Here is a 21,981-nt window from a genome sequence, read left to right on the forward strand (position 1 = left end):
CCGCGATCAGCGACGAGCGGCGGCCACCGCTTCCGCCACGATCCGCGGATCGGTCACGTCATGGCCGTCCGTGCCACCGCCCGGGCCCGCAGGCGCGCCGAGCCCGGCCCGCCGACGCGCCGAGAGATGGACGGCGTCGACGCCGGCGTGCACGAGGTGCGGGATGTCGGCCGGGGCCACTCCCCCGCCCGCCGTCACCTCGAGATCCGCTCCCGCGAGCCGCGCGTAGGCCTCGAGGCGGTCGATGCCCTGGATGCTCCGGGCCGCACCGCCCGAGGTGAGCACACGGTCGACGCCGGCCACGAGGAGTGCCTCGAACACCTCGGCGCTGCGCGGCGAGGCGTCGATCGCGCGGTGGAAGACGAGCGCGGCCGGGCCCGCAGCATCCCGCCACCGCTTCAGCGCCTCGCGATCCGCGCGGCCGTCCGCATCGAGCGCGCCGACCACGACGCCGCCCACGCCGCGGGCGACGCACGCGCGGATGTCGGCCGCGACGACCGCGACCTCGTCGGCGTCGTACACGAATCCGCCGCCGCGCGGTCGCACCAGCACGTTGACGCGCGCGGCGCCCACCGCGTCGCACACGGCCTCGATGAGTCCGATCGACGGCGTGAGGCCCCCGACGCCGAGCGCCTGGCACAGCTCCAGCCGGTCGGCTCCGGCGTCCATCGCGACGCGGGCGCCGGCGGCGTCCTGCACGGCGACCTCGACGACGGCGGCCGTCACCGCACGACCCGCAGCGCCGTCGCGGGCTCGGCGCGCAGCGCGGCGGGGATCGCGACGCGCACGCGGCCGTCGGCGGACCGCTCGAACGCCCCCTCCGCGCCGCCCGCCCACTGTCCGCGCCCGTGCGACAGCTCGTCGGGGAGGTCGATCTCGCCGGCGGCGGGATCCAGCGCGATGACGTTCACGACGCCGTCGCCGGCGGTGTAAGCGCGCGGCGCCCCGGTCTCCTCGTACGCGCGCACCCACGGGCGCGTGCCGTAGATCGCTTCGCCGTCTCGGCGCAGCCACGCGCCGAGCTCGCGCATGGCCTGCGCCTGCAGCTCGGGGATCGAGCCGTCGGCACGCGGGCCCACGTTGATCAGCAGATTGCCGTTCTTGCTCACCACGTCGGCGAGCAGTCGGATGAGCGCGGCGCCCGACAGCGAATGACGCGCGTCCTCCGCCTGGTTGTACCCGAACGAGTACCCGAGCCCGCGCGTCGACTCCCACGGCTCGTCCACGATGTCGGCGACGTGCGTGTACTCGCGCGTGAGGAAGCCGTGCCGGGGCACGCCCCAGCGGTCGTTGACGGTGCCGTCAGGCACGGCGGCGAGGTAGCGACGCAGCAACGCGGCGACCGCGTGATCGTCGCGACCTTTGCCGCCGTCCGGCCATTCGATGTCGTTCCAGAGCAGATCGGGACGGAAGCGTTCGACGAGCTCGTCGAGCTGCGCGGCGGCGTAGCGCGAGAACCACTCGTCGGCGCGCCGGAACCGGAACAGGTCGGTGTCGGACTCGATCGGCGGGTAGTCGCTGACGTGCCAGTCCAGCGCGCCCGAGAAGTACACGCCGAATCGCGTGCCCGCCCGGCGCGTCGCGTCGTGGAGCTCGGCGATCAGATCGCGGCGCGGGCCGCGGCGGACGGCGTTGAAGCTCGTCGTCGCGGTGTTCCACAGGCAGAAGCCGTCGTGGTGCTTCGTCGTGGGCACGACATAGCGCGCGCCCGCGTCGACGAGCGCGCCGACGAAGGCGTCGGCGTCGAACGCACTCGCGTCCCACTGGTCCGCGAGGTCCTCGTAGCTCGTGCCGGTGCCGTACCGCTCCTGGTGCCGCTCCCACGTCGGGCTCCCCGCGATGCGCACGGTGTTCGCGTACCACTCGGCGTACTGGTGGTGGGCGTAGGCGTCCTCGGTCGGTACGCCCCCGGGAGGATGCGCCGGTGCCCACGCGGGCACCGAGTACAGGCCCCAGTGCACGAAGAAGCCGAGCTTCGCGTCGCGATACCACTCGGGCACCGGCGTCTCGGGGTACTCGGGTGCCGCCGCGCCGAGGTCGGGGCCGGTGCGGGTCTCGAAGTTCATGCGCGCGCCTCCATGCCGCGGCGGCGGGTGACCAGCGCTGCGAGGTCGGGCTCGTCGTCGGTCGTGGCGAAGGGGTAGGTACCGGGTCGCAGGCGCGAGTGGCCGAGCCGCAGCAGATCCTGGTCGACACCTCCGGGCGTGAGGGCGAGCGTCCATTCGGCGGCGAGGTCGTACAACTCGGGCTCGAGGTATCCGATCTTCACGATCACGACGTCGGCCGTCGCGGGGTCGAGCCCCAGCATGCGGAAGTCGTCGAGGTGGTGGAAGGGCTTGCGGCGTTCGGTCACGATCGCGTGCACGGCGCCGCGGCGCACCACGACCTGAGTGCCCGCCACGGGATCGCCGTCGGTGATCGAGAACACCTCGCCCGTCAGCGCGACCGGTCCGCGCGGGCCGGGGTCGACGCGTCCGCCGGCGTGCAGGGTGACCGTGGCGCCGATCCCCGCCTCGCACGCGCCGCGCACCGCCTCCGGATCGAAGACGGATGCGGCGATCACGGTGCGCGACGCGTCCTCGAGGTCTGCCCGCTCGAGCAGGCGGCCGAGCGTCCACGAGACGTCGCCGGCTCCGCCCGCGGTGGGGTTGTCGCCCGAGTCGGAGATCACGTACGGCCGCGGCGCGTCGTCGGCCAGCGCCTGGTCGAGCGCCTCGTCGAGCGTCGCCGTCGGGCCCACGAAGACGAAGTCCGCGCGGGCGTCCCAGTACCGCTGCCCCAGCCGCTCCGCCTCGCGGGAGATCAGGGCGGGGTCATCGCCGGTGACGATCACCGTGGCGTGGCACCGGGGCTCGTCGGCCCACGCGTAGCCGACCCACACCGCTGCGTCCACGACGCCGTCGAGGTCCTCGACATCCGGGATCGCGCCGTACAGACCGTGCGCCGGCTCGAGGCGCGTGCTCGTCTTCTCACCGGGCAGCAGCACGGGCACGCGCACCCACGCCTTGTACGGGCGCCGCGCGTCCGGGTCGGCGCCGGCAGCCCCGCGCAGCCGCTCGAGCAGGTTGTGCACCGCGCGCTGCTTGGTGTTCATCCAGTCCTCGTGCGGCGCCATGCGGTAGCACGTGATGAGGTCGACGGCGTCGAACAGCGCGTCCGAGACGTTGCCGTGCAGGTCCATCGACGTCGAGACGAGGGTGTCGGGACCGAGCGCTTCGCGCACCGCGGTCGCGAGGTCCCCCTCGGCATCGTCCATGCCGACGACGCTCATCGCACCGTGGATGTCGAAGAAGAACGCGTCGAACGGGCCGTCGGCGCGGATCCCGTCGACGATCGCCTGCTTCATGCGCGCATAGGTCTCGGGGGCGACCGCCCCGCCGGGCAGGGAGCGCCCGTGGGTCAGGGGCACCCAGGTCGCAGCATCCCGCAATGCCATGCCTTCGGCGAGGAACGGGTAGTACGCGAGCAGCTCGTCGCCGGTGCGGATCGTGAACGCCTCATCGCCCGAGATGTGCGGCGAGAACGTGCTCGACTCGATCGAGATGCCGCCGATCCCGATGCGCGGGCGCGCGAGTCCGGCCGGGTGGAGCGCGCTCAGCGGCCCCTTCCAGATCTGGTCGTGGTCAGGACGCGACGTCACGGAGAAGCTCACCTTCTGAGAACTGTGCGGAGAGGAGGGAATGATCGGATGCTGCGACCAGCGCCGCTGCGCCGAGCACCACCGCGTCGCCGCGCAGCGTCCCGGGAACGATGCGCAGCGGAGCGCCGGAGACGGGCGGATCCGTGAGGAGCGCGGCCTCGACGGCCGGCGCGAGGAGGTCCCACGCCGACGCGACGCCGCCGCCGACCACGGCGAGCGGCACGTCGACGAGGGTCGCGGCCGAGATGCACGCGAGCGCGACCGCGCGACCGGCGTCGTCGAAGACGGCCCGGGCTGCGGGGTCGCCCGCGCGCGCCCGCTCGGCCACGACGCGGGCCGACCGGGTGTCGCCGCCGGTCGCGGCCGCATAGCGCCGCGCGATCGACGTGCCCGACGCGAGCGTCTCGAGATGGCCGGTGCGGCCGCAGGTGCAGACCAGGTCGCTGTACCCGGGGGTGTGGCCGATCTCGCCGGCCGCCCCGTACGGACCGTGGCGCAGCCGGCCGTCGAGCACGAGTGCGCCCCCGACACCGGTGCCGAGCATGACACCGAGCACGTCGCTGCCGTGCCCCGAGCCCCAGGCGGTCTCGCCCAGGAGGAAGGCGTTCACGTCGTTCTCGACGCGCACCTCGATGTCGAGGCGGTCGCCGAGGCGTTCGCCGAGCGGGAAGCCCGCCCAGTCGACGAACATGTCGGACGCGGCGCGGATCGCGCCGCTCTGCGGGTCGACGACGCCCGCCGCGCCGACGCCGACGGCATCGGGACGCACGCCGGCGTCGTCGGCGAGCTCCTCGACGAGGAGCGCCGCCGTCTCGGCCATGGCGTCGCCGCCGGCGCGGGCGGGCGTGTCGCGCGTCGCCCGCGCCAGCACGGTGCCGTCCGCGGCGACGAGGGCCCCGGCGGTCTTCGTGCCCCCGATGTCGATGCCGGCCACGACGGCCGGGGTCGCTGCACGCCCGCTCATCGGCCACCCAGCCCGGCCATCGCGATGCCCTTCACGAGGTGCTTCTGCAGGACGATCACGAGGATCGTGGTGGGGATCATCGAGATGATCGCGGCCGCCATCTGCAGGTCCCAGCGCGTGCCGGTGAGACCCGAGAAGCTGGCGAGGCCCACGGGGAGCGTGCCGAGCGTCGCGTAGTCGACCGTCACGATGAGCGGCCAGAGGTAGCTGTTCCAGAAGGAGAGGAACGTGAACACCGCCAGCACCGCGACCGCCGACTTCGACAGCGGAAGGATGATCTGCAGGAAGGTGCGCACCGGACCCGATCCGTCGACGCGCGCCGCCTCCTCGAGCTCGAACGGGATGCCGCGGAAGAACTGCCGCATCAGGAAGGTGCCGAACGCGGTGAACGCGAACGGGAAGATGAGCGCCTGGTAGGTGTTGACCCATCCGAACCACTGCATCACCTGGAACATCGGGATGACCAGCACCTCGGCCGGCACCATCAGCGTGGCCAGGAAGAGGACGAAGACCGCATCGCGGCCCTTCCAGCGCAGTCGCCCGAACGCGTAGCCCGCCGTCGTCGACACGATGAGGACGACGAGGGTGCCGGCCACCGCGACGAACAGCGAGTTGCCGATGTACGTGAGGAACGGGCCGTAGGCGAACACCTCGGCGAAGTTGCCCCACTTGATCTGCGAGCCGACCAGCGTGGGCGGCATCGAGAACATCTCCTCATTCGGCTTCAGCGCGGAGAAGAAGGCGTAGACGAGCGGGGCGACGAAGATCAGCGCCGCGAGGTAGATGCAGAGGTGCGCGAGCACCAGGCGGATGCGTTCGCCGACCGTTCGGGGCGCCGTGCGGCGGCGCGCGGGCTGCTCCTCGACGAACTCGTCGTCGGAGGTCATCAGCAGCGTCTGCTCGATCGCCGACGCTTCCTTGTCGGTCTCGGTGTCAGTGCTCATAGTGCACCCACTTCCGCTGCGCGGCGAACTGCATGCCGGTGATGAGGATGATGATCGCGAACAGGATCCATGCCGCCGCTGCCGCGAGCCCCAGGTCGCCGAACGTGAAGCCCTGCTCCCAGATGAACATCACGAGCGGCTTCGTCGCGTTGCCCGGGCCGCCGCCGGTCAGCAGCTGCGGCTGCGCGAACACCTGGAGGGCGGTGATCATCGTCATGATCGTGGCGAAGAAGATCGACGGCGAGATCATCGGGATCATGACGCTCCAGACGAGGCGGAAGCCCCGGGCGCCGTCGATGCTGGCCGCCTCGAGCACGCTCTCGGGAAGCTGCTCGAGCGCCGCCGAGAAGATCAGCATGTTGTAGCCGAGCCCCTGCCACACGCTCATGGCGACCACCATGATCATCGCCCACGAGGGATCGGCGAGGAAGTTCGGCAGGGTGATGCCGAACCAGCTCTGCGCCAGCCCGTTGAAGAGCCCCTGGGGCTGGAGCATCATCTTCCACACCAGGACGTTGGCCACCATGGGCACGACGACCGGGATGAAGAAGAGCACGCGGAGCGCCCCGCGGCCGCGGATCCGCGGCCCGAGCCCGATCGCGAGGGCGAGCGAGAGGGCGATGCTGAGCGGCACGTACAGCAGGGTGTAGACCGCGGAGTTGCGCAGCGCGGGCCAGAAGTCCGGGCTGCTGGTGAACAGCTTGGCGTAGTTCTCGACGCCGTTGAAGGTGCGGTCGCCGAACGTCGGCCAGTCGTAGACGCTCATCACGATCGAGAGCCCCACGGGCACGATCGTGAACAGGGCGAGCCCCACCAGGGCCGGGCTTGCGAAGCCCAGCGCCTGGCGGGCCTCGGCCCTGGCGAGCGACCCGCGACGTGTCGTCGTCGTGGTCGTCATTGCTCTGCTCTCTTGCTCACGTACGAGGGTTCGAGGACGAACCCGGTCAGTTGCCGAACTGCGCCTGGGCGGTCTCCAGCAGGTCCGACATCTCCATCTGGCCGTTGTAGACGCTGACGAGGTTCGGCTGGATGTAGCTGTCGAGCTTCTCCCAGTTCTTCGTCATGTACAGCGGCACCGTGGTCGCGAAGGCCGACTCGAAGACGGTCTGGACCTGCTCGCGGTACTGCTCGTCGATCGAGTCGAAGTACAGCGGCTGCGAGGCGGTGCGCGCCGGGTACGAACGGCCCGACGATGCGATGTAGTCCTGCGCGTCCTTGCCGAGCAGCGACCCCATGACCTTGAGCGCGGCTTCGGGGTTGTCGCACGTCTTCGAGATGCCGTAGCCCGAGCCGAGGATCGGTCCCGAGTTGCCGTGGGCGCCCGCGGGCAGCGGCGCCATGCCGGCGGCGAAGCCGGACTCGTTGTCGAGGTAGCTCACCGCGTTCCAGGTGCCGTCGACCGCCATCGCGGCGTTGCCGCCGGTGTACTGGTTCTCGCCCCAGCCGGTGTCGGACGCCGAGGCGACGGGTGCCGCGACGCCGAGGTCGGTGACGAGGCCCGAGTACCACGACGCCGCGTCCACGAAGTCGGGGTCGTCGATGTGGAGCGTGCCGTCCTCGGACGCGGGCTGCTTGCCCGACAGGGCGATGGGCATCGACATCCACTGGTAGCCGCCCATGCCCATGCCGAAGCCGTACTTGCCGTCGGCGGTGGCCGTCGTCGCGATGTCCTCGAAGTCGTCGAAGCTCCACCCGATCTCGGGCGTGGCGGCGCCGGTGGCGGTCAGCATGTCCTGGTTGTAGTAGACGAGCATCGTCGCGACGTCGAAGGGAACGCCGTACAGGCCGCCCTCGAAGCTCAGGATGCCCTCGGCGCCCGGGTTGAAGTCGGCGAAGTCGAGCCCCGCCGTCTCGAGGTCGTCCGCCGTCAGCTCGCGGAACCCGCCGGTGAAGCCACCGAGCTGGGCACCGCTCATGCCGGTGACGCAAGCCATGTTGCCGCTCGCCATGTTGGTGGTGAGCTTCGTGAAGAAGTCGTTCCACGGCGCGGTCTGGAGCTTGATCGTCACATCGGGGTTCGCTTCCTGCGCGATCGCGACCTGCTTCTCGAGCGCCGTCGTGTCGGCTTCACTGCCCGACCACATGTCGACGACGATCGTGGGCTTGCCGTCGGTGGAGCCTGCTCCGCCCGAACCGCTCGCACACCCCGTCAGGACCACCGCTACGCCGGTGGCTGCGGCCACCGCGCCGACGCGCAACTTCTTCATCGAATGCCTCCTCTGGCAGCCAGTTGCGTACAGGGTTATTTCGAGTCTCGAACCAACCTTGTAAGCTTGTGTCGCAAGTCACCCTCGCAGGTTTCGATCGGTGACGCAACCCGAACATCGGATGTTTATCGGCGTGTGATACTTCGTCACAACTCGGAAACACACAGGCCGGCCACACCTCGAGAGGGACCATGACCCCCGACACCGACCGCTCTTCCGCCGACGAGGACCTGTCCCGGCGGATCATCGATCTGATCGCGCGCGACCAGGCGAGCTCTCGCAGCGAGCTCGCCGCAGCGCTCGGGCTCGCGCCGTCGACCGTCAGCCTCAGGGTGCAGTCGCTGATCGACGCGGGGCTCGTCACCGAGCGCGGCGACGGCACGTCGCGCGGCGGCCGTCGCCCGCGCCTCCTCGGGATCGACGAGGGGTCCGGCGTCGTGCTGACGGTCGACCTCGGCGGCGGCCACGCCCGCATCGGAGCCCACACGCTCAGCGGCGAGCTGCGCGAGACGCGCACGATCCCGGTCGCCCTGGCCGACGGCCCCGAGGCGACGCTCGACGCCGTCTGCGAGGTCTTCGACGAGCTCGCGGCCGACACCGCGATCCGCGCCATCGGCATCAGCCTTCCCGGCCCCGTCGACATCGACAGGGGAACCGTCACCCAGCCGTCCCGCATGCCCGGCTGGCCCGGCTTCCGCGTCCCGGAGTACGTGCGGCGGCGCTACGGCGTCCCGGTGGCCGTCGACAACGACGCGAACCTCGCCGCGCTCGGAGAGCATCGCGCACAGTTCGGCGCGAACGGCCACAGCATCACCGTCAAGGCGGGCACGGCCATCGGCAGCGGCATCATCGTCGACGGCCACGTCCATCGCGGTGCCACCGGCGCGGCGGGCGACATCACGCACACCCGCATCGACGGCAGCGGGGACATCCCCTGCTCCTGCGGCAACACCGGATGCCTCGAGACGGTGGCCAGCGGCGCGAGCCTCGTGCGCCAGATGCGCGAGCGCGGGCGGACGGATGTCGCGACCACCGCCGACGTGCTGGCGCTGGCCCGTGACGCCGAGCCGGAGGCGACCACCATCGTCCGCACGGCGGGCACGCACCTCGGCCAGGCGCTCTCGGGCGTGGTGAACTTCTTCAACCCGCACGCGGTGTTCCTGACCGGGAGCATGAGCGCGTCCGAGCCGTTCATCGCCGCGGTGCGCAGCCGCGTCTACGAGGCCTGCCACCCGCTGGCGACCCAGCAGCTGCGCATCGAGGCGGCGCAGACGCGCGCCGACGCGATCCTGCACGGCGCCGCGCGGTGGGCACTCGACAACCTCGAGCTGCCCACCGCCTGACCGGCGTCAGTCTTCGGCGAGCGTCAGCTCCACCACGGGGACGAGGACGTCGGGCCGCCGCACCGGCAGGTGCACGGTGAGCGTGCCCTCCGCCTCCCCCGCCGGCGTCATGTTTACCGCCTTCCGAGTCGGATCCGCGGCCGTGGTGCGCAGCCACGAGCCGTCGTCGAGCAGCCGCGCGTACGTGACCTTTCCGGCGAGCCCCGGCAAGTGCACGAAGCCGAGCGGCCACGACAGCAGGTGCAGGTAGAGCTTGCGGCCGCGCCGCGTGTACACGCCCTCCCGGGGCGGCTCGAAGGCCGCGTGGCCCGCGCCGACGATCGCACCGCGGTGCAGCCGCATCCACTCACCGATCTCCGCCAGCGTGCGCTCGTCGCGCGGCGCGATCGCCCCTCGCCCGTCGGGACCGATGTTCAGCAGCATGTTGCCGTCCATCGACACCGAGTCGGCGAGCATCTGCACGAGCAGCGTCGCGGACTTCTGGTCGGTGTTGTCGCGGTGATAGCCCCACGAGCCGTTCAGCGTCTGGCAGGCCTCCCAGACCTGCGGCACGCCGTCGACGACGAGCGGTGACGTGGGCTGGTACTGCTCGGGGGTGACGAAGTCGCCGGGGATGCCGAGCCGGTCGTTGACGAGCATCTCGGGCTGCAGCTCGCGGCATATCGCCAGGAGCGCCTCGGCGTCCCAGTCCTCCGGGCCCTTGCCGGCGAGCCCGTCCATCGATTCGGGGTACGTGAAGTCGAAGAACAGGTAGTCGATCTGCCCGTAGTCGGTCAGCAGCTCCCGCACCTGCGCGTGCAGGAACTCCCGGTAGCGCGCCATGTCGCGGCCCTCGTTGAGGGCGGCGACGTCCTTGTCAGCGCGTCGCGGGTGGTTCCAGTCGACCGTGAAGTCGGGGTGATGCCAGTCCAGCAGCGAGTGGTAGAGCCCCACGCGCAGCCCTTCGGCGCGCAGCGCCTCGACGTACTCCCGCACGAGGTCGCGGCCGCACGCGGTGATCGAGTTGAAGTCGCTGACCGCGGTGTCCCACAGGGCGAACCCGTCGTGGTGCTTCGTCGTGAGCACCACGTACGCCATGCCCGTCTCCTTCGCGCGGCGGGCCAGCGCCCGCGCGTCGAACAGGTCGGGGTCGAAGTTCTCGAAGTACGGCAGGTAGTCCTCGTCGGTCAGGAACTCGTAGTTCTGCACCCACTCGTGCCGTGCCGCCCCGCTGTACAGGCCGAAGTGCACGAACATCCCGAACCGCGCCTCGTCGAACCACTGCTGTCGCATTCTCGTGCCACTCGCCTTCCGTCTGTGTGTGCTCCCATCCTGACACAGACATCCGATGTCTCCGCACGTCGCTGGCGCGGCAGTCCTCGTTGGCGCCCCGCAACGCCGAAGGCCCGGCTCCCACGAGGAGAACCGGGCCTTCGGATGAAGCGGGATCAGCGAGCGGCCGAGCCCTCCACGTAGTCCGCGTCCTGCTGCTTCCACGCGAAGAGCGAGCGCAGGTCCTTGCCGACCGCCTCGATCGGGTGGGCGGCGGCCTTCTCGCGCAGCTCCAGGAACTCGACGGCGCCGTTGTCCTGGTCGTCGATGAAGCGCTTGGCGAACGCGCCCGACTGGATGTCGGCGAGCACGGCCTGCATGTTCTCCTTGACGCGCGGGTCGATGACGCGCGGGCCCGAGACGTAGTCGCCGTACTCGGCCGTGTCGGAGACCGACCAGCGCTGCTTGGCGATGCCGCCCTCCCACATGAGGTCGACGATGAGCTTCAGCTCGTGCAGCACCTCGAAGTAGGCGATCTGCGGCTGGTAGCCCGCCTCGGTCAGGGTCTCGAAGCCGTACTGGACCAGCTGCGACACGCCACCGCAGAGGACGGCCTGCTCGCCGAACAGGTCGGTCTCGGTCTCTTCGGTGAAGGTCGTCTTGATGACGCCGGCACGGGTGCCGCCGATGGCCTTCGCGTACGAGAGAGCCGTCGCCCACGCGGTGCCCGAGGCGTCGCGCTCGACCGCGATGATGTCGGGGATGCCACGGCCGGCGACGTACTCGCGACGCACCGTGTGGCCCGGGGCCTTCGGCGCGACGAGGATGACGTCGACACCCTCGGGTGCGTCGATGTAGCCGAAGCGGATGTTGAACCCGTGCGCGAACGCGAGCGTCTTGCCCGCGGTCAGCTTGTCCTTGATGCTGTCGGTGAAGATCCCGCGCTGGTGCTGGTCCGGCGCGAGGATCATGATGACGTCGGCCCACTCGGCCGCGTCGGCGACCGACTTGACCTCGAAGCCCTCGTCCTGTGCCTTCTCGATCGACTTCGAGCCGTCCTTGAGGGCGATGACGACCTCGACACCCGAGTCGCGAAGGTTCTGGGCGTGCGCGTGACCCTGCGAGCCGTAGCCCACGATCGCCACCTTCTTGCCCTGGATGATGCTCAGGTCGGCATCGGCGTCGTAGAAGATCTCAGCCATCTTCGTGTTTCTCCTTGATTGATCGGTTCTGGAAGTAATGGATGCCGCGCGCTCAGCCGCGCAGCACGCGCTCGGTGATGCTCTTGCCGCCGCGGCCGATGGCGACGAGGCCGGACTGCGCCAGCTCCTTGATGCCGAAGGGCTCGAGCGCGCGCAGGAACGCGTCGACCTTGCCCTTGTCGCCGGTGACCTCGACGACGAGCGCGTCGGGCGCGTAGTCGACGATCTGGCCGCGGAAGAGGTTGACGACCTCGAGCACGTTCGACCGGGTCTGGTTGTCGGCGCGCACCTTCACGAGCATGTGCTCGCGCTGGACGGATGCCGTGGGGTCGAGCTCGACGATCTTGATGACGTTGATGAGCTTGTTGAGCTGCTTGGTGACCTGCTCGAGCGGAAGCTCGTCGACGTCCACGACGACGGTGATGCGCGAGAGTCCGGGGACCTCGGTGACACCCACCGCCAGCGACTCGATGTTGAAGCCGCGCCGGGCGAACAGGCCCGCGACGCGCGTCAGCAGACCGGGCTTGTCCTCCACGAGGAGGCTCAGCACGTGACTCGTCATGTCTCAGTCCTCCTGCTCGTCGAAGGCGGGTGCGTGGTCCCGCGCGTACTGGACGAAGCTGTTGCTCACGCCCTGCGGCACCATCGGCCACACCATCGCGTCGGCGCTCACCACGAAGTCGATGACCACGGGACGGTCGTTCGTCTCGAGCGCCGTCTGGATCGCAGCATCCACGTCCTCTTCCTTCTCGACGCGGATCGCGAGGCAGCCGTACGCCTCCGCCAGCTTCACGAAGTCGGGGATGCGCACCGTGCCGTGGCCCGTGTTGAGGTCGGTGTTCGAGTGGCGGCCGTCGTAGAACAGCGTCTGCCACTGGCGCACCATGCCCAGCGACGAGTTGTTGATGATCGCGACCTTGATCGGGATGTTGTTGATCGCGCAGGTCGCGAGCTCCTGATTGGTCATCTGGAAGCAGCCGTCGCCGTCGATCGCCCACACCACGCGGTCGGGCTCGGCGACCTTCGCGCCCATCGCAGCGGGCACCGAGTAGCCCATCGTGCCGGCGCCGCCCGAGTTCAGCCAGGCGTTGGGGCGCTCGTACTTGATGAACTGCGCGGCCCACATCTGGTGCTGGCCGACGCCCGCGGCGTAGACGCCCTCGGGGCCGGTGAGCTCGCCGATGCGCTGGATCACGTACTGCGGCGCCATGTGCCCGTCGGTCGGCTGCGTGTAGCCGAGCGGGAACTCGTCGCGGAGCCCGTCGAGGAACGACCACCACTCGGTGATGTCGGGGGCGGTGCCGCCGCTGACCGCGCGGAACGCGACGTCGAGGTCGACGAGCACGTCCTTGAGGTCGCCGACGATCGGCACATCGGCCGTGCGGATCTTCGAGATCTCGGCGGGGTCGATGTCGACGTGCACGACCTTGGCGTGCGGGGCGAACAGCGCCGCCTTGCCCGTGACGCGGTCGTCGAACCGCGCACCGAGCGCGACGATGAGGTCGGACTCCTGCAGCGCGAGCACCGCCGGCACCGTGCCGTGCATGCCGGGCATGCCGAGGTGCTGCGCGTGCGAGTCGGGGAACGCGCCGCGCGCCATCAGGGTGGTCACGACCGGGGCACCGGTCGTCTCGGCGAGCGAGCGGAGCTCCTCCGACGCGCGGGCCCGGACGACGCCGCCGCCGACGTACAGCACCGGCTTCTTGGCGTCGGCGATGAGCTGCGCCGCGGCCTGGATCTGCTTGCCGTGGGCCTTCGTGACCGGCCGGTAGCCCGGCAGGTCGATGTTCGGCGGCCACACGAAGGGCACCTCGGCCTGCTGCGCGTCCTTCGTGATGTCGACGAGCACGGGGCCGGGGCGACCGGTCGACGCGATCTCGAACGCGGCGGCGATCGCGCCGGGGATGTCCTCCGCGCGCTTCACCAGGAACGAGTGCTTCGTGATCGGCATCGTGATGCCCACGATGTCGGCCTCCTGGAAGGCGTCCGTCCCCATGAGGGTCGAGAAGACCTGCCCCGTGATGCAGACGATCGGCACGGAGTCCATGTAGGCGTCGGCGATCGCGGTGACGAGGTTGGTGGCGCCGGGACCCGACGTCGCGAGTGCGACGCCGACGCGACCGGATGCCGCGGCATAGCCCTCGGCGGCGTGACCGGCGCCCTGCTCGTGACGGACGAGGATGTGACGCACGGCGTCGTCGTCCATGAGCGGGTCGTAGACGGGCATGATCGCGCCGCCCGGAAGACCGAACACGTCGGTCACCCCGAGCAGGTCGAGCGATCGGACGACCGCTTCCGCGCCCGTGAGCACGGGCGTCGAGGCGGTGCGGGCTGGCGGCCGGGGAACGGCCGCGGCGGTGTCGGCTGACATGGTGATTTCCTCTGAAGTGGGTCGGAGGCGGATGTCGGAAGCCAGGCTCAACCGGTGGTCGCGCCCTCCGCAGCGGAGCGCACGAGTCGGGAGTACTTGGCAAGGACGCCACGGGTATAGCGCGGGGGAAGCGGCTCCCAGCCAGAGCGGCGGGAGTCAAGCTCAGCCTCGTCGACGAGTAGGTCGAGAGTGCGAGCCGCGATATCGACCCGTATCAGATCACCATCGCGCACGAAGGCGATGGGACCAGCGTCCACCGCTTCGGGTGCTATGTGGCCGATGCACAGGCCGGTTGTGCCGCCTGAGAATCTGCCGTCCGTCAAGAGTAGTACATCTTTTCCGAGCCCTGCGCCCTTGATGGCGGCGGTGATGGCGAGCATCTCGCGCATGCCGGGGCCGCCCTTGGGGCCTTCGTAGCGGATCACGACGACGTCGCCCGCGGCGATCTCGCCGGCCTCGAGCGCGTCCATCGCGGCGCGCTCCCGCTCGAACACGCGGGCGGGGCCCTCGAACACGTCGGCGTCGAAGCCGGCGGACTTCACGACCGCACCCTCGGGGGCGATCGAGCCGTGCAGGATCGTGATGCCGCCCTTTGCGTGGATCGGGTCGTCGAACGAGTGGATGACGGTGCCGTCGACCGGGTCGGGGTTCAGGTCGGCGAGGTTCTCGGCGAGCGTCTTGCCGGTGACGGTGAGCGCGTCGCCGTGGAGCAGGCCCTCGTCGAGCATCGCCTTCATGATGACGGGGATGCCGCCGTGACGGTCGACGTCGTTCATGACGTACTTTCCGAACGGCTTCATGTCGGCCACGTGCGGCACCTTGTCGCCGATGCGGTTGAAGTCGTGCAGGCTCAGGTCGACATCGGCCTCCCGGGCGATGGCGAGCAGGTGCAGCACAACGTTCGTCGAGCCGCCGAGCGCCATCGCGAGGGCGATCGCGTTCTCGAACGCCTCCTTGGTGAGGATGTCGCGCGTCGTGATGCCCTGACGCAGCAGGTTGACCACGGCCTCGCCCGAGCGGTGCGCGAAGTAGTCGCGACGGCGGTCCGCCGACGGCGGCGCGGCCGAGCCGGGCAGGCTCAGGCCGAGCGCCTCGGCGACGGAGGCCATCGTGTTGGCGGTGTACATGCCACCGCACGCGCCTTCGCCCGGGGCGATCGCGCACTCGATGCGCTTGAGGTCGGCCTCGCTCATCTTGCCGGCGAGGCATGCGCCCACGGCCTCGAACGAGTCGATGATCGTGACGTCCTTCTCGGTGCCGTCCGACAGCTTGACCCAGCCCGGTGCGATCGAGCCGGCGTACAGGAAGACGCTCGAGAGGTCGAGGCGGGCCGAGGCCATGAGCATACCGGGGATGGACTTGTCACAGCCGGCGAGCAGGACCGAGCCGTCGAGGCGCTCGGCCATGATGACGGTCTCGACCGAGTCGGCGATGACCTCGCGCGAGACGAGCGAGAAGTGCATGCCCTCGTGGCCCATCGAGATGCCGTCCGACACCGAGATCGTGCCGAACTGCAGCGGGTAGCCGCCGCCGGCGTGCACGCCCTCCTTGGCGCCCTGCGCGAGCCGGTCGAGGCTCAGGTTGCAGGGAGTGATCTCGTTCCAGCTCGAGGCGATGCCGATCTGCGGCTTGTCCCAGTCCGCGTCACCCATGCCGACCGCGCGGAGCATGCCGCGGGAGGTCGTGGCTTCGATGCCGTCGGTGACGACGCGACTGCGGGGCTTGATGTCGATGGAGTTGTCAGCAGCGGGCGAATCGGGCTGGGCCATTGACTCAGTGTATTCCCGTGGCAGGTACCGCTCGTCCCGAGTGACGGCGCCCTGCCCGACGGCCTATGCCCGCACCCGCGAACGCGCTTCGGCCAGCTGCTGCAGCAGTGCCGCGAGAGCCGCGATGTCGGGGACGCGCACCGTCGCGGAGGTCTGCCCCTCCCCCACGCGCACGCCGAGGTCGGCAGCGCCGAGGCTCGCGATGGCGTCTTCGTCGGTGACGTCGTCGCCGGCGAACAGCACCGCCGTGGCGCCGACGCGCTCGCGCAGCTCCGCGATCGCGGAGTCCTTGCCCTCGTGCCGGAACGCGAACTCGACGATGTTGTGCCCCGTGCGGCGGCGCCAGTGCGGCGCCTCCGCCGCGACGATCTCGTCGACGAGACGGTTCGCCTCGGCAGCGGCCTCGGCGCTCGCGCGGCGCGTGTGCACGCCGAACCCGAACGTCTTCGGCTCGATCCAGACGCCGTCGAGGTGCGCCGTGGCGTCCTCGGCGTGGCCGCGCAGCGTGTCGCGCAGCAGGACGTCGGCCGCGTCCTCGCCGTGGCTGACCAGTCCCTCGCCCGGGATCCAGAACTCCGCGCCGTGGGAGCCGGCCAGCAGCACCTGCGACGCGTCGTCGTGCTCGGCGATCACGCGCAGGTCGACGAGGCTGCGCCCCGAGACGAACGCGACGATCGTGTCGGGCGCCGCGACCACCGCGTCGACGGCATCGCGGGCGGCGGGCAGCATCCGTGCGTCCATCGGCTCGTCCTCGAGCGGCGACAGCGTGCCGTCGAAATCGAGGGCGACGAGAAGGCGATCGGATGCTGCGACCCGGGCGATCGCGTCGTCCGCGGCGGTCACGAGCCGGCCTTCTTGGCGCGCTTCGCCGTACGGGCGGAATCGAGCGCATCGAGGAACGACCGCGACCAGCTGGCGACGTCGTTCTCGACCACCTTCTTGCGCAGCGCCCGCATGCGCCGCCCCTGTTCGGCGGCGGGCATCTCGATCGCGCGCATGATCGCCTCCTTCATGCCGTGGATGTCGTGAGGGTTGATGCGGATCGCGCTCGGCAGCTCGTCGGCGGCGCCTGCGAACTCGCTCAGGACCAGCACGCCGCGGTTGTCGGTGCGTGCGGCGACGTACTCCTTCGCGACGAGGTTCATGCCGTCGCGGAGGGCGGTGACGAGCATCACGTCGGCGGCGCGGAACAGCGCCACCATCTCTTCGCGCGGGTAGGCCTGGTGGAGGTAGCGGATCGCGGTGTGCCCCATCGTGTCGTGGTCGCCGTTGATGCGGCCGACGGTGAGCTCGATCTCGTCGCGCAGCTGCATGTACGCCTCGACGCGCTCGCGGCTGGGGCTCGCGACCTGCACGAGGGTGACGTCCTCGACGTCGATGCGGCCGTCTTCGAGCAGCTCGCCGAACGCCTTGAGGCGGTGGCGGATGCCCTTCGTGTAGTCGAGCCGGTCGACGCCGAGCAGGATCTTCTTCGGGTTGCCGAGGCTCTCGCGGATCTCGGCCGCGCGCGCCTGGATGTCGGGACGCGAAGCGAGCTCGATGTACGAGCTGGTGTCGATCGAGATCGGGAACGCCTTCGCCAGCGCGTTGCGCGTCGATCCGTCCGGCTCGGGCACCGTGATGCCGGTCGCCTTGGTCTGATAGCGCAGCTGGCGGCGCACCGCGCGCGCGAAGTTGCCGGCGTCGGCGACGCGCTGGAAGCCGATGACGTCGGCGCCGAGGAGCCCTTCGAGCACCTGGCGGCGCCACGGCAGCTGCGAGTAGAGGCCGTATGCCGGGAAGGGAATGTGGTGGAAGTAGCCGATGGTGAGATCCGGGCGGGCCTCCCGCAGCATCTGCGGCACGAGCTGGAGCTGATAGTCCTGCACCCACACCGTGCCGCCGTCGGCGGCCACGCGGGCGGCCGCTTCGGCGAAGCGGCGGTTCACCTTCACGTACGCGTCCCACCACAGGCGCCGGTACCGGGGCGCCGCGATGACGTCGTGGTAGAGCGGCCAGAACGTGTCGTTCGACATGCCCTCGTAGTAGAGCTCGACCTCTTCGGCGCTCAGCGCCACGGGGACGAGGTGCGTCCCCTCGAACTCGAACGGCTCGACCTCGATGTCGGGCTGGCCCGGCCAACCCACCCACGCGCCGTCGGCGCGCCGCATCACCGGCTCGAGGGCCGTGACGAGGCCTCCGGGCGAGCGGCGCCAGCCGCCCTCGTCCGCGCCGTCCATCACCCGGTCCACGGGCAGACGGTTGGCGACGACGACGAGGTCGGCTGCGGGGGCGGTGGGCTCTGTCACGCGGTCTCCTGACGGTTTCGTGGACTCGGCACGCTCAGGCTAACAGCGGCGCTCACCCGCCCGAGTCCCCTTGACGCGCGCGACGACACCATGTCAAGGGGCGCGACGTCCGTGTGCGCCGCGCTAACGTGGGCCGTATGCGCAAGTACCTCTTCGGCACCGGCATCCTCACCGCGATCACCGGCGGGCTGACGCTGATGAGGGGACTCCGCGAGAACGAGCCGTTCACGTGGCGCATGGCGCTCGCGTGGCTCAGCTGGGGCATCTCCCTGGCGCTCGCGATCGGCGCGATCGTCGACGTGCGCCGCGCGACCCGCGGCGAGCTCATCGCGAACGACTCCCCCGTGCACGGCCGCGAGAAGAAGCTGCTGAAGCGCCGCCTCGAGCGCTGACCACACGCGAGAAGCGCCACGAGACCGTCACGGTCCCGTGGCGCTTCTTGCGTGTGGGTGCGCAGGGCAGCGGATCAGCGCGTGAGGATGAGCGCGTCGCCCTGGCCGCCGCCGCCGCAGAGCGCGACCGCCGCCGTGCCGCCGCCGCGGCGGACCAGCTCGTGCACGGCGTGCACGACCAGGCGGTTGCCGGATGCCCCGATCGGGTGCCCGATCGCGATGCCGCCGCCGTGCGGGTTCACCACGTCGTCCGAGAGGCCGAGCTCGGCCTGCGAGCGCACGACCACCGCGCCGAACGCCTCGTTGATCTCGACGATGTCGAGGTCGGACGCGGCGATGCCCTGCTTGGCGAGCGCCTTCTCGATCGCGCGGGCAGGCTGCGAGTGCAGCGAGTTGTCGGGGCCGGCGACCTGGCCCGAGGCCCCGACCACCGCGAGCACGTTCCAGCCGTTCTCGTCGGCGTGCGAGCGGGTCGTCAGCACGACGGCGGACGCGCCGTCCGAGATCTGCGACGAGTTGCCGGCCGTGATCGAGCCGCCCTGGGCGAACGCGGGACGGAGCCCCGCGAGAGTCTCGACGGTGGTCTCGGGGCGGACGCCCTCGTCCTTCGTCACGACGACCGGGTCGCCCTTGCGCTGCGGGATCTCGACCGGCACGATCTCGGCGTCGAAGCGGCCCTCGGCCTGCGCGGCCGCGGCCCGCTGGTGCGACCGGGCGGCGACGGCGTCCTGCGCCTCGCGCGTGACCTCGAAGCGCTCGTTGTGACGCTCGGTCGACGCGCCCATGCTCTCGCGGTCGTACACGTCGGTGAGACCGTCGTACGCCATGTGGTCGAGCACCTCGATCGAGCCGTACGCCCAGCCGTCGCGCGAGCCCATGAGCAGGTGCGGCGCGCGGGTCATCGACTCCATGCCGGCGGCGACCACGACGGTCGCGTCGCCGAGCGCGAGCATGCGCGCGCCGTCGATGATCGCGGTGAGGCCCGACAGGCACACCTTGTTGATCGATCCGGCGTGGACGTCCCAGCCGATGCCGGCACCGACTGCCGCCTGGCGCGCGGGGTTCTGGCCGGCACCGGCCGCGAGCACCTGGCCGACGAGCACCGCGTCGACGGCACCGGCGGGGATGCCGCCCTTCTCGAGCGCGCCCTTGATCGCGGCGCTGCCGAGCTGCACCGCGGTGAGCGGCGCCAGCTGGCCCTTCATGCGGCCCTGCGGGGTGCGGGCAGCGGCGACGATGACGACGTCATCCTGGTTCATGCTTCCACCTTCAGTTCGTCGGAGATCGTGAGTTCGGGCTGGGTCGCGGCGACGACCTCTTCGACGGTCACCCCGGGGGCGAGTTCGACGAGCACGAGGCCTTCGTCGGTGACGTCGATGACGGCGAGGTCGGTGATGATGCGGTCGACGACGCCGCGGCCGGTGAGCGGCAGCGAGCACTCGTCGACGATCTTCGCCGAGCCGTCCTTGGCGACGTGCTCCATGAGCACGATGACCTTCGCGGCGCCGTGCACGAGATCCATCGCGCCGCCGGGGCCCTTCACCATCTTTCCGGGGATCATCCAGTTCGCGAGGTCGCCCGTGCGCGACACCTGCATGGCGCCGAGGATCGCGGCGTCGATCTTGCCGCCGCGGATCATGCCGAAGCTCGTAGCCGAGTCGAAGAACGCGGCGCCGGGCAGCGTCGTGACCGTCTCCTTGCCCGCATTGATGAGGTCGGGGTCGACGTGCTCCTCGGTGGGGTACGGGCCGACGCCGAGGATGCCGTTCTCGGACTGCAGCACGACCGTGACGCCCTCGGGCACGAAGTTCGGCACGAGGGTCGGCAGGCCGATGCCCAGATTGACGTAGGCGCCGTCGGCGAGCTCCCGGGCGGCGCGGGCGGCCATCTCGTTGCGGTTCAGCGGCATGTCAGGCTCCTTCCGGCATCTCGCGCGCGGCGGCCTGTGCGACCGAGACCGTGCGCCGTTCGATGCGCTTCTCGATGTCGGATCCGACCTCCACGATGCGGTGCACATAGATGCCGGGGAGATGGATGCTGTCGGCCTCCAGCTCGCCCGGTTCCACCAGCTCCTCGACCTGGGCGATGCAGACGCGGCCGGCCATCGCGGCGAGCGGGTTGAAGTTGCGCGCGGCCTTGTTGAAGACGAGGTTGCCGTGACGGTCGCCCCTGAGCGCGTGCACGAGCGCGAAGTCGGTGACGATCGCCTCTTCCAGCACGTAGTCGCGGGAGGTGCCCGCCACGTCGAAGGCGCGCACGTCCTTGACCGGCGACGCGACGGCGATGCTGCCGTCGGCGGCGTAGCGACGCGGCAGTCCGCCCTCGGCGACTTGCGTGCCGACACCGGTCTGCGTGTAGAACGCGGCGATGCCCGACCCGCCGGCGCGCAGCTTCTCGGCCAGCGTGCCCTGCGGCGTCAGCTCGAGCTCGAGCTCGCCCGAGAGGAACTGCCGCTCGAACTCCTTGTTCTCGCCGACGTACGACGACGTCATCTTGCGGATGCGCTTCGCGTTGAGGAGCACTCCGAGGCCCCAGTCGTCGACGCCGCAGTTGTTGCTGACGATGCTGAGGTCGCTCGTGCCCTGCGCGAGCAGCGCCTCGATGAGGGCGATGGGATTGCCCGAGAGCCCGAACCCTCCCACCGCGAGAGACGCGCCGTCGGGGATGTCGGCCACGGCTTCGGCCGCCGACCCCCAGGTCTTGTCGATCATGCTGCTCCTTCGCAATCCGGTCGCTCTTCGTCCATCCTGCGACGGTGCGAATCCGCGCACCACCTCTGCGCTTGCCATGTGGCCAGCGTGCGGGTTAGCGTCCATATTGTGGACACCGCTTCCAGACGCACCGTTCCCGGGGCCCAGTCGATCGCACGCGCGGCGCAGCTCCTGCGCCTGGTGACCTCGGGCGGCGCGGAGGGGATGCCGGTGGCCGAGCTCGCCCGCCGCGCCGACCTCACGCGTCCGACGACGCACCGTCTCCTGACGGCGCTGCGCCATGAGGGCCTCGTCGATCAGGACGAACGCACCGGCCGGTGGATGCCGGGACCGGAGCTGTACCTGATGGGCACGGTCGCAGCATCCCGATACGACATCACCGCGATCGCGCGCGACATCGTGCGCTCACTGGCCGTGCGCACCGAAGAGAGCGCCTTCCTGTCGGTGCGCCGCGGCGACGAGACGGTGTGCCTGCTGCGCGAGGAGGGCAGCTTCCCGATCCGCTCGTTCGTGCTCTCGGAAGGCGTGCGGTTCCCGCTCGGCGTCGCGTCGGCGGGTCTCGCGATCCTGTCTTTCCTGCAGCCCCACGATGTGGACGCCTACTTCGAGCGACACCCCGAGCTGTCCACCGAGTGGGGCTCCGCACACAGCGAGATGCGCCTGCGCACGCGCCTGCGCGACACGCAGGAACGGGGCTACGCCGTGAACCCCGGGCTCATCGTCGAGGGTTCGTTCGGCCTCGGCGCCGCGGTCTTCACACGCGAGGGCCACCCGCAGTGGGCGCTGAGCCTCACCGGGGTCGAATTCCGCTTCGGGCCCGACCGCCTCCCCGAGCTCGGCCGCACGCTGCTGGCGCACGCGCACCAGCTCACGACCCGCATCGCGGCGACCCGCTGACC

Annotated in this window: 20 protein-coding genes; 3 read left to right on the plus strand and 17 right to left on the minus strand. The window is 70.6% G+C overall.

Annotated features, from left to right (window positions below; all coding sequences use genetic code 11):
* Positions 1–6: 6 nt before the first annotated feature.
* Genes ACFC1I_RS04330 through ACFC1I_RS04360 form a run of 7 tightly spaced genes read right to left on the minus strand, consistent with a single transcriptional unit; the run spans position 7 to position 7,755 of the window.
* Positions 7–726 carry a copper homeostasis protein CutC gene (locus tag ACFC1I_RS04330; RefSeq protein ID WP_376006612.1) on the minus strand — a complete coding sequence of 240 codons (720 nt, stop codon included), beginning with the start codon at positions 724–726 and terminating at the stop codon, positions 7–9.
* Complete coding sequence (locus ACFC1I_RS04335) at positions 723–2,066, minus strand: alpha-L-fucosidase (RefSeq protein WP_376006613.1); 1,344 nt, start codon at positions 2,064–2,066, stop codon at positions 723–725. The genes ACFC1I_RS04330 and ACFC1I_RS04335 overlap by 4 nt, the downstream gene beginning before the upstream one ends.
* Positions 2,063–3,613: a M81 family metallopeptidase gene (locus ACFC1I_RS04340; protein WP_376006776.1), complete on the minus strand. Its 1,551-nt coding sequence runs from the start codon at positions 3,611–3,613 to the stop codon at positions 2,063–2,065. Before ACFC1I_RS04340 ends, ACFC1I_RS04335 begins: the two co-directional genes overlap by 4 nt.
* Before the next feature lie 10 nt (positions 3,614–3,623).
* Positions 3,624–4,604 (minus strand): ROK family protein, encoded by a 981-nt coding sequence (locus tag ACFC1I_RS04345; protein WP_376006614.1) that lies wholly within the window; start codon positions 4,602–4,604, stop codon positions 3,624–3,626.
* Positions 4,601–5,548, minus strand: coding sequence for a carbohydrate ABC transporter permease (locus ACFC1I_RS04350; protein WP_376006615.1), 948 nt, complete (start codon positions 5,546–5,548; stop codon positions 4,601–4,603). The genes ACFC1I_RS04345 and ACFC1I_RS04350 overlap by 4 nt, the downstream gene beginning before the upstream one ends.
* Entirely contained in the window at positions 5,538–6,446 is a 909-nt protein-coding gene (locus ACFC1I_RS04355; protein WP_056367664.1) for a carbohydrate ABC transporter permease, read from the minus strand. The genes ACFC1I_RS04350 and ACFC1I_RS04355 overlap by 11 nt, the downstream gene beginning before the upstream one ends.
* Before the next feature lie 46 nt (positions 6,447–6,492).
* Positions 6,493–7,755, minus strand: coding sequence for an ABC transporter substrate-binding protein (locus tag ACFC1I_RS04360; RefSeq protein ID WP_376006616.1), 1,263 nt, complete (start codon positions 7,753–7,755; stop codon positions 6,493–6,495).
* A gap of 191 nt (positions 7,756–7,946) precedes the next feature.
* Between ACFC1I_RS04360 and ACFC1I_RS04365 the strand changes: the two genes are divergently transcribed.
* A complete protein-coding gene (locus ACFC1I_RS04365) occupies positions 7,947–9,098 on the plus strand; it encodes an ROK family protein (RefSeq protein ID WP_376006617.1) in 1,152 nt (383 codons plus the stop codon).
* A 6-nt stretch (positions 9,099–9,104) separates the two neighbouring features.
* Here the strand turns inward: ACFC1I_RS04365 and ACFC1I_RS04370 are convergent, their stop codons facing one another.
* From ACFC1I_RS04370 to ACFC1I_RS04400, 7 genes are all read right to left on the minus strand, one after another.
* Positions 9,105–10,370 carry an alpha-L-fucosidase gene (locus tag ACFC1I_RS04370; RefSeq protein ID WP_376006618.1) on the minus strand — a complete coding sequence of 422 codons (1,266 nt, stop codon included), beginning with the start codon at positions 10,368–10,370 and terminating at the stop codon, positions 9,105–9,107.
* A gap of 155 nt (positions 10,371–10,525) precedes the next feature.
* Positions 10,526–11,590: a ketol-acid reductoisomerase gene (gene ilvC, locus ACFC1I_RS04375; RefSeq protein ID WP_376006777.1), complete on the minus strand. Its 1,065-nt coding sequence runs from the start codon at positions 11,588–11,590 to the stop codon at positions 10,526–10,528.
* A 13-nt stretch (positions 11,591–11,603) separates the two neighbouring features.
* On the minus strand, positions 11,604–12,113 hold the full coding sequence (gene ilvN / locus ACFC1I_RS04380) for an acetolactate synthase small subunit (protein ID WP_376006619.1): 510 nt from the start codon (positions 12,111–12,113) through the stop codon (positions 11,604–11,606).
* Positions 12,114–12,116: 3 nt separating this feature from the next.
* The gene (locus ACFC1I_RS04385; RefSeq protein ID WP_376006620.1) at positions 12,117–13,922 is read right to left on the minus strand and encodes an acetolactate synthase large subunit; all 1,806 of its coding nucleotides are present in this window, start codon (positions 13,920–13,922) and stop codon (positions 12,117–12,119) included.
* A gap of 47 nt (positions 13,923–13,969) precedes the next feature.
* The gene (ilvD, locus tag ACFC1I_RS04390) at positions 13,970–15,691 is read right to left on the minus strand and encodes a dihydroxy-acid dehydratase (RefSeq protein WP_376006621.1); all 1,722 of its coding nucleotides are present in this window, start codon (positions 15,689–15,691) and stop codon (positions 13,970–13,972) included.
* Between the two features lie 63 nt (positions 15,692–15,754).
* Positions 15,755–16,534, minus strand: a complete 780-nt coding sequence (otsB, locus tag ACFC1I_RS04395; RefSeq protein WP_376006622.1) for a trehalose-phosphatase — start codon at positions 16,532–16,534, stop codon at positions 15,755–15,757.
* Positions 16,531–17,910, minus strand: a complete 1,380-nt coding sequence (locus ACFC1I_RS04400) for a trehalose-6-phosphate synthase (protein ID WP_376006778.1) — start codon at positions 17,908–17,910, stop codon at positions 16,531–16,533. Before ACFC1I_RS04400 ends, otsB begins: the two co-directional genes overlap by 4 nt.
* A 206-nt stretch (positions 17,911–18,116) precedes the next feature.
* Between ACFC1I_RS04400 and ACFC1I_RS04405 the strand changes: the two genes are divergently transcribed.
* Positions 18,117–18,371 (plus strand): hypothetical protein, encoded by a 255-nt coding sequence (locus ACFC1I_RS04405; RefSeq protein WP_376006623.1) that lies wholly within the window; start codon positions 18,117–18,119, stop codon positions 18,369–18,371.
* A 74-nt stretch (positions 18,372–18,445) separates the two neighbouring features.
* Here ACFC1I_RS04405 and ACFC1I_RS04410 read toward each other — a convergent pair whose 3' ends face one another.
* Genes ACFC1I_RS04410 through ACFC1I_RS04420 form a run of 3 tightly spaced genes read right to left on the minus strand, consistent with a single transcriptional unit; the run spans position 18,446 to position 21,082 of the window.
* Positions 18,446–19,630: an acetyl-CoA C-acetyltransferase gene (locus ACFC1I_RS04410; protein ID WP_376006624.1), complete on the minus strand. Its 1,185-nt coding sequence runs from the start codon at positions 19,628–19,630 to the stop codon at positions 18,446–18,448.
* Positions 19,627–20,280: a CoA transferase subunit B gene (locus ACFC1I_RS04415; protein WP_376006625.1), complete on the minus strand. Its 654-nt coding sequence runs from the start codon at positions 20,278–20,280 to the stop codon at positions 19,627–19,629. The genes ACFC1I_RS04410 and ACFC1I_RS04415 overlap by 4 nt, the downstream gene beginning before the upstream one ends.
* Before the next feature lies 1 nt (position 20,281).
* A complete protein-coding gene (locus tag ACFC1I_RS04420) occupies positions 20,282–21,082 on the minus strand; it encodes a CoA transferase subunit A (protein WP_376006626.1) in 801 nt (266 codons plus the stop codon).
* 108 nt (positions 21,083–21,190) lie between these two features.
* Between ACFC1I_RS04420 and ACFC1I_RS04425 the strand changes: the two genes are divergently transcribed.
* Entirely contained in the window at positions 21,191–21,979 is a 789-nt protein-coding gene (locus ACFC1I_RS04425; protein WP_376006627.1) for an IclR family transcriptional regulator, read from the plus strand.
* Positions 21,980–21,981 lie beyond the last annotated feature (2 nt).

The sequence above is a fragment of the Microbacterium sp. NPDC056044 genome (genome assembly GCF_042267145.1).
Classification (GTDB): Bacteria; Actinomycetota; Actinomycetes; order Actinomycetales; family Microbacteriaceae; genus Microbacterium.

Excerpts from the sequence above, each read along its gene's own strand:
- ACFC1I_RS04350 (WP_376006615.1), bottom strand. The coding sequence starts at position 5,548 with ATGAGCACTGACACCGAGACCGACAAGGAAGCGTCGGCGATCGAGCAG.
- ACFC1I_RS04355 (WP_056367664.1), bottom strand. The coding sequence starts at position 6,446 with ATGACGACCACGACGACGACACGTCGCGGGTCGCTCGCCAGGGCCGAG.
- ACFC1I_RS04385 (WP_376006620.1), bottom strand. The coding sequence starts at position 13,922 with ATGTCAGCCGACACCGCCGCGGCCGTTCCCCGGCCGCCAGCCCGCACC.
- ACFC1I_RS04365 (WP_376006617.1), top strand. The coding sequence starts at position 7,947 with ATGACCCCCGACACCGACCGCTCTTCCGCCGACGAGGACCTGTCCCGG.
- ilvD (WP_376006621.1), bottom strand. The coding sequence starts at position 15,691 with ATGGCCCAGCCCGATTCGCCCGCTGCTGACAACTCCATCGACATCAAG.
- ACFC1I_RS04360 (WP_376006616.1), bottom strand. The coding sequence starts at position 7,755 with ATGAAGAAGTTGCGCGTCGGCGCGGTGGCCGCAGCCACCGGCGTAGCG.
- ACFC1I_RS04415 (WP_376006625.1), bottom strand. The coding sequence starts at position 20,280 with ATGCCGCTGAACCGCAACGAGATGGCCGCCCGCGCCGCCCGGGAGCTC.
- ACFC1I_RS04370 (WP_376006618.1), bottom strand. The coding sequence starts at position 10,370 with ATGCGACAGCAGTGGTTCGACGAGGCGCGGTTCGGGATGTTCGTGCAC.
- ilvN (WP_376006619.1), bottom strand. The coding sequence starts at position 12,113 with ATGACGAGTCACGTGCTGAGCCTCCTCGTGGAGGACAAGCCCGGTCTG.
- ACFC1I_RS04400 (WP_376006778.1), bottom strand. The coding sequence starts at position 17,910 with ATGGACGGCGCGGACGAGGGCGGCTGGCGCCGCTCGCCCGGAGGCCTC.
- ACFC1I_RS04345 (WP_376006614.1), bottom strand. The coding sequence starts at position 4,604 with ATGAGCGGGCGTGCAGCGACCCCGGCCGTCGTGGCCGGCATCGACATC.
- ACFC1I_RS04405 (WP_376006623.1), top strand. The coding sequence starts at position 18,117 with ATGCGCAAGTACCTCTTCGGCACCGGCATCCTCACCGCGATCACCGGC.
- ACFC1I_RS04335 (WP_376006613.1), bottom strand. The coding sequence starts at position 2,066 with ATGAACTTCGAGACCCGCACCGGCCCCGACCTCGGCGCGGCGGCACCC.
- ACFC1I_RS04410 (WP_376006624.1), bottom strand. The coding sequence starts at position 19,630 with ATGAACCAGGATGACGTCGTCATCGTCGCCGCTGCCCGCACCCCGCAG.
- ACFC1I_RS04420 (WP_376006626.1), bottom strand. The coding sequence starts at position 21,082 with ATGATCGACAAGACCTGGGGGTCGGCGGCCGAAGCCGTGGCCGACATC.